Origin of the sequence: Paracoccus sp. MKU1 (assembly GCF_001447385.1) — a bacterium.
GTDB lineage: Bacteria > Pseudomonadota > Alphaproteobacteria > Rhodobacterales > Rhodobacteraceae > Paracoccus.
Window position 1 is genome coordinate 1 of sequence record NZ_LLWQ01000097.1, and the last position, 5,992, is coordinate 5,992.

The following is a 5,992-nucleotide window of genomic DNA, read 5'->3' on the forward strand; positions in this document are numbered from 1 at the left end:
CGGCCCGCATCCGGCTGCGTATCGTCCCGCAGGGTGATCAGGATGGCCAGATCGACGCCGCCCGCGGCTGACGGCAAGGTCTCGTGATCGAGAGCGGCGATGCCCGCAATGCGCTTGGCAGCGCCAAGGGCCAGCGTGACCTGCTCGTCCGAATAGCTGCTGCCCGGGAACAGCCGCAGCGCCCGGCGTACGCCGTCCTCGACCCGGCTGTTGAAGGCAGAATCGGCAAGCGGATTGGTGATGCGGATGCTGATGCTGTCTATCGCCCGGCCGGAAAAGGGCTGCGCATCCGCGATGCCCTGGGCAAGAGCCTGATCGAACCCCGCCGGAACAAGGCCCGGAACGGTCAAGAGCAGGGCGACCAGAACCGGCCTGGCCGCAGCACGGCAGTACGGACGCCGGTCTGGAAATGATGGGAAAGGCAAAGTCATATCGACCGCTAGTTGTTTCGCTTGCGGTCACTATGCGCCCATGCCGGGGCCGAGACGATGGCCGGCCTGCTCATTTTGAGCAGGCGGGATCCCCCTCGGCATCCTCGTCCCGGGCCGTCTCGAGCAGCAGGCCAAGTTGCGTATAAAGCCGCGCCAGGCGCGCATAGCCACGCTGTTCAAGCCCGCGCAGCCCATCCCTTGCGGGCGAGTGGCTGTCGGGATGGGGGATATGCCAGCCATGCGCAGGGTCGTTTTCGATCCAGCCTTTCGCATGGAGAGAGGCCAGCTTGCGCCGCACCGTCTGGCGCGGCATCCGCGCCACGTCGGCGATGCGCGATGCGCTCATGCAGGCGCGCCGCGTCTCGTCCTCGTCGTCCTGGCTGGGCTGGAGGGCCGCATGCAGCCGCCGCTGCCCCAGGACCGCCAGGACCAGCATCTCGCCCAGGTCGTTGCCGAAAGCCTCGTTGCAATCGGCCAGATGTTCCGTGAAGAACTGGACGAAGACATATTGAGCCTCCAAATAGTGCCGGGACAATTGCCGCTCGGTGCGGTCGACGCATCGGCGTTCCGGCGACGCGACATTGCGCGCCGCATCGGCCCGGCCATGCTCGTCATGCATGGGCCTTTCTCCTTCCGGCTCCGACTATGGCATCCGCCGCGCCCTGCTGTCGATATGGCCGTTGCCCGCGGCTCTGTTGTTGGGCCGGGCTTTATTGGCATGATGCGCTTATCTGCGGTGCAGGGGCACATAGTTCCTGCGCGCCGGGCTGGTTTTGACCACCCGCTTCCTTGCGGTTTCGGAAACTGATCGCCCGCCGGCTGTCCGAGGCGCTTGAGCCGCAGGATGTCGCCGGCCGCCTGATCCTCGTGCCAGCGCTGAACATGCCGGCGGTGATGGCGGCAACATGAACCGGGTGTTCCCCGGCGCGACGGGACAGGGGCCGACGCGGGCGCTGGCGGGCTTCCTGAACCGCCACCTGCTGCCGCGCGCCGGGCTGGTGATCGACCTGCATTCCGGCGGCGGCACGACGAATTACCTCGACGCCGCCTATCTGACGCTGACCGGCGATCCGGCCCAGGATCGGCGCGGCGCGGCGCTGGCCCGCGCCTTCGGCCTGCCCTGGACCATGGTCGTGGGCCTGGGCAGCATCGGGGGTGACCTGGACGGCGCCGCGCTGGCGGCCGGCTGCGCCATGATCTCCTGCGAACTCGGCGGCATGTGTTCCTTGATGACTTTATCGATGATCACGCTCTCATCGCCAGCATCAAGGCACAGTCGTCGCGGTAACAATCGGGCGGTTACTCAGCACCTTGCGATCGTCGGATCGAGTACGTCCCCCACCTTGGAAAGTGAGGAGGATCGCAAAACAGTCCGGGGGACTATTTTTCCCGACGAACGGGCCGAAGGCGCTGCATCTGCTGCGCGCTCAGGCAGAAGTATCGCTTGTCTCGCATGCTCATGATCAGCGTGAATCACTGAACACGCTGGCATGCAGTGGGATTTTATAGGGTTGGATCCCCGGGACCGGCCGGGGGATCACCCGGAAATGCATGCGCTGAGCCAGCCGAGGGTTTCACCGGTGGGGCCTTCGGGCCGGTATTCGGCGCCGAGGGGCCGCGTCCAGCCCAGTTCCTCCAGGACGGCATAGACATGGCGATAGTCCAGTTCCCCGTGATCCGGCGGGCCACGGTCGGGAACCGAGGCGATCTGCACATGGCCGAGGATGTCCAGATGCGTTCGCAGCCGACGTGTGATGTCGCCCTCCATGATCTGCATGTGGTAACAGTCGAACATCAATCGCAGGTTGTCATGCCCGGCCGCCTCGATGATCCGGGCCGCCTGCTCCGAGCCGGTCAGGAAATAGCCGGGCGCGTCGTAGCGGTTGAGCGGCTCGATCAGGATGGTGATGCCATGCGGGCGCGCCAGCCGGCAGGCATGGTCCAGATTGGCCAGAAGGACGCGCTCGGCCACCTGCCCCTCGGCAAAGCCCGCCATGACATGGACCGCGCCGCAGCCGATGCCGGCAGCATAATCGATGGCGCGCCCGATCTCGGCCCGGGCCTCGGCCTCGCGGCCGGGCAAGGCGGCCAGGCCGTTCTCGCCCGGCCGGCCGCGCCGGGTGTTCAGGCCCAGCATCGGCAAGCCGGTCTCGGCCAGCGCAGCGGCCAGATCGGCGGCGGGCACTTCGTAGGGCCAATGGCATTCCACCGCATCGAAACCGGCGCGATGGGCGGCGCGGATCGCCTGCGGCAGCGGCAGATCGGCCCAGAGAAAGCCCAGATTGGCCGAAAACCGCGTCATTCGTCCCCCCAGGCGATGTCGTGCAGCCGCACCAGCTCATCGACTTGCGCCGGTGTCAACCGGTTCGGCATGGTCCCGCGCAGCAGCAGCGCCAGCCGCGCCGCCGCCTCGAGCTCCTCGATGGCGTTGCAGGCGGCCTCGAGGTCGAGGCCGGCGACGACCGGGCCGTGATTGGCAAGCATCACCGCCGAACGCCGGCCCGCCAGCCCGCGCACCACATCGCCGATGGCCGGATCGCCGGGCCGGAAATAGGGCAGCAGCCGGACCCGGCCCAGCTGCATGAAGGCATAGGGCGTCAGCGGCGGCAGGAAGCTGTCGGCATCGGCATCGGGCAGCACCGAAAGCGCGACGGAGTGGCAGGAATGCAGATGCACCACCGCCCCCGCCCGCTTGCGGGTCTGATAGAAGGCGCTGTGCAGCGGCATTTCCTTGGTCGGGGCGTCGCCGCCGATCTGCCGCCCCTGCGCGTCGAACCGCGCCAGCCGCGCGGGGTCCAGCCGGCCGAAGCTGGTCCCGGTCGGGCTGACCAGCAGCCCGCCATCCGGCGTCCGGGCCGAGATATTGCCGGTCGAGCCATGCGTCAGCCCACGCTCGAACATCGAGCGCGCGAGCATGCAAAGGCGCTCGCGCAGCCGGGTTTCCTCGGTCATGCGGCCTCCAGCACGGCCAGCGCCCGGGCGAAGAAGTCGGGCCCGCCGAAATTGCCGGATTTCAGCGCCAGGCGCAGCGGACCCGCCGCAAGGGCCGGCACGCCGGGCGCGATCTCGGGGCCGACATCGAAGCTGGCGATGCCGAGCGCGGTGGCCACCGCGCCCGAGGTCTCGCCGCCGGCGACGACGAAGCGGGTGGCGCCCTTGTCCCGCAGCAGCCGCGCGAGCCGGGCGAATACGTCCTCGATGGCGCCGGCAACGCGCTCGCGGCCATGGGCACGCTGCGCGGCGCGAACCATTTCGGGCGGCTGCGAGGCCGCGATCAGCGCCGGCTCGGGCTGTGCCAGCGCCCAATCCGCCATGGCGCGGATGGCATCGCCGTCCGCCGCCAGCGCCTCGTCCACACCCAGCAGGCGCTTGGGCCCGGCATAGGCGGCGATCTGTCCCAGCGTCGCCGCCGAGCAGCTGCCCGATAGCAGGACCGCCGGTCCGTCCGAGCCGGTCCACGACCGATAGGCCGGCCCGTCGGCCCCCAATGCGCGGGCCAAACCAGCGCCGATGGCCGAGCCGCCGGTGACCAGCGCCGCATCGCGCGCCAACAGCCCCAGCCGGTCGATATCGCCGTCGTCGATGGCATCGGCGATGACGAAGCGGCCGTCGAGCCGCGCCAGGGTCCCGGCGGCATCCGGCCCGCGCAAGGCCGCCAGCGGCAGATGGGCCACGGGCTGCCGGGTCTGGTGGCCCAGCCAGCGGCGCAGGTCGGGGTCGGTCATCGGCGTCAGCGGATGCTCGGCCAGCGGGCTTTCCGACAGCAGCCGGTCGCCGACGAACAGATGGCCTTGATAGACCGTGCGCTCGGTTTCGGGAAAGCTGGGCACGAACAGCACCTTGCCCGCACCCAGGTCGTCGGCCAGCGCCTCGGCCACCGGGCCGATATTGCCCCGCGGCGTGGAATCGAAGGTCGAGCAATATTTGAACAGGATGCGCTCGGCCCCCTGCCGCTTCAGCCAGCCGACCGCGGCGCGGGATTGCGCGACGGCCTCGGCCACCGGCAGCGTGCGGGTCTTGAGCGCGACGACGGCCGCCGCCTCGGTCCCGGCGCTTGCGGGCAGGTTGCCGGCATAAAGCCGGGTTTCCAGCCCGGCCCGCGCGATCATGTTCGCCAGATCGCCCGAGCCGGTGAAATCGTCCCCGATGGCGCCTATCAGCATGGCGAAGCCCCGCCCGTTTCAAGAAAATCCCGGATATGCCGCGCACAGGCCACGGGGGCCTCCAGCGGCAGGTAATGGCCGGCGCCCTCGATCATCTGGAAGCGGTGGCCGCCAAGCTCCGCGGCGCTGGCCGCGCGCTCCGGCGGCGCGGTGGGATCGGCGCCGCCGCTGAGGAACAGCACCCTTGCCCGGGTTTCGGCGATCATCCGCCCGGCGCCCGGCCGCGACAGGGCCAGCAGGGTCTGGGCCTCCAGAACCGCCTCGCCCTCCTCGGCCATGGCAAGGATGCGCTGCCGGATCTCGGGCCGGTCCGCCGCCCCGGCGCCCAGCTGGGACGAAAGCCCCTCGGCCAGCGCCGCCGGTGCGCCCCGCTGCCGGGCCCGTTCCAGCATGGCCAGCCGGGCCGAGCGTTTCTCGGGCAAGTCGGGAAAGGGATTGACCGCCAACAGGATGACCGCGCCGGCCCGAATATGGTCCAGATGATGCGCCGCCAGGATCGCGCCCAGCGAAAAGCCCAGCACGACATCTCCCGGCCGGATGGCGGCCAGTTCGGCCGCGTAATCCTCGACGGCCGGGCGATCCAGCCGCACCACCCGGCAATCCCGCTGGGACACCCCCAACTCGGCCAGCAACGGCGCGAAGACCTCGGCCGTGCAGAGCGTGCCGGGAAGAAGCCACCATTGCCCGCCCATCATCAATAACCTCCCGAGGCGGCGGCGGGCTTGGCCTGCCGGTCCAGCGCCTCGGCCACCGCCGCGCGTGTCGCGCGGGTCAGCGTGCCGAAATCGTTGCCCGGCGTCACCAGCGCAAAGCCCTGCGCCGCGCGCCTTGCCGCATCGGTCCCGTCGGCGCAAAAGATCCCGGCGGGAATGCCGGCCGCCCGCGCCCGGGCCAGCACATGCCCGATCGCCGCCTCGGAGCGGCTGCGCTCGGCACCGACAGCCCCATCCAGCGCAAAGGCCAGGTCGTTCGGGCCAACATAGATCATGTCGATCCCCGGCACCGCCAGGATGGCGTCGATGTTCTCGACCGCCTCGGCGGTCTCGATCATCGGGATGACCATGATCTCGGCATCCGCCCGCGCCACATAGTCCGCCCCGCCATAGAGCAGCCCGCGCGACGGACCGAAGGAGCGGTTGCCATGCGGCGGATAGCGGCAGGCGCGCACCAGCGCGGCAGCCTCTGCGGCGGTCGAGATCATCGGGCAGATCACGCCATAGGCGCCGCAGTCCAGCACATGCATCAGCGTCGGCCCGTCCAGCGCCGGCACCCGCACCAGCGGGATCGCCGGGGTGCCGGAAATGGCTTGCAGCATGTGCAGCGCCTCGGTGCGTCCCAGCATCCCGTGCTGCATGTCGACCGTCACCGCATGGACCCCGGTATGCCCGATCCCCTCAG

Annotated in this window: 9 protein-coding genes; 2 read left to right on the top strand and 7 right to left on the bottom strand. The window is 69.8% G+C overall.

Features of this window, described 5'->3' with window-relative positions; all coding sequences use genetic code 11:
* On the bottom strand, positions 1-350 hold a 350-nt coding region (locus AQY21_RS06260; RefSeq protein WP_058096899.1), incomplete at its 3' end, for a hypothetical protein.
* A gap of 151 nt (positions 351-501) precedes the next feature.
* Positions 502-1,050 carry a hypothetical protein gene (locus AQY21_RS06265; protein WP_058096900.1) on the bottom strand — a complete coding sequence of 183 codons (549 nt, stop codon included), beginning with the start codon at positions 1,048-1,050 and terminating at the stop codon, positions 502-504.
* 170 nt (positions 1,051-1,220) lie between these two features.
* Between AQY21_RS06265 and AQY21_RS29310 the strand changes: the two genes are divergently transcribed.
* Together AQY21_RS29310 and AQY21_RS06270 are read left to right on the top strand one after the other, a co-directional pair.
* On the top strand, positions 1,221-1,340 hold the full coding sequence (locus AQY21_RS29310) for a succinylglutamate desuccinylase/aspartoacylase family protein (protein ID WP_203416417.1): 120 nt from the start codon (positions 1,221-1,223) through the stop codon (positions 1,338-1,340).
* Positions 1,337-1,894, top strand: coding sequence for a succinylglutamate desuccinylase/aspartoacylase family protein (locus AQY21_RS06270; protein WP_058096901.1), 558 nt, complete (start codon positions 1,337-1,339; stop codon positions 1,892-1,894). Before AQY21_RS29310 ends, AQY21_RS06270 begins: the two co-directional genes overlap by 4 nt.
* A gap of 74 nt (positions 1,895-1,968) precedes the next feature.
* Here AQY21_RS06270 and AQY21_RS06275 read toward each other — a convergent pair whose 3' ends face one another.
* The 5 genes from AQY21_RS06275 to AQY21_RS06295 all read right to left on the bottom strand — a co-directional run.
* Complete coding sequence (locus AQY21_RS06275; RefSeq protein ID WP_058096902.1) at positions 1,969-2,733, bottom strand: hydroxypyruvate isomerase family protein; 765 nt, start codon at positions 2,731-2,733, stop codon at positions 1,969-1,971.
* A complete protein-coding gene (locus AQY21_RS06280; RefSeq protein WP_058096903.1) occupies positions 2,730-3,383 on the bottom strand; it encodes an aldolase in 654 nt (217 codons plus the stop codon). The genes AQY21_RS06275 and AQY21_RS06280 overlap by 4 nt, the downstream gene beginning before the upstream one ends.
* Entirely contained in the window at positions 3,380-4,594 is a 1,215-nt protein-coding gene (gene otnK, locus AQY21_RS06285; RefSeq protein ID WP_058096904.1) for a 3-oxo-tetronate kinase, read from the bottom strand. The genes AQY21_RS06280 and otnK overlap by 4 nt, the downstream gene beginning before the upstream one ends.
* The gene (locus AQY21_RS06290) at positions 4,588-5,289 is read right to left on the bottom strand and encodes an alpha/beta fold hydrolase (RefSeq protein ID WP_058096905.1); all 702 of its coding nucleotides are present in this window, start codon (positions 5,287-5,289) and stop codon (positions 4,588-4,590) included. Before AQY21_RS06290 ends, otnK begins: the two co-directional genes overlap by 7 nt.
* Positions 5,289-5,992: HpcH/HpaI aldolase/citrate lyase family protein (locus AQY21_RS06295; RefSeq protein WP_058096906.1), on the bottom strand; the 704-nt coding region annotated here is incomplete at its 5' end. The genes AQY21_RS06290 and AQY21_RS06295, both read right to left, overlap by 1 nt.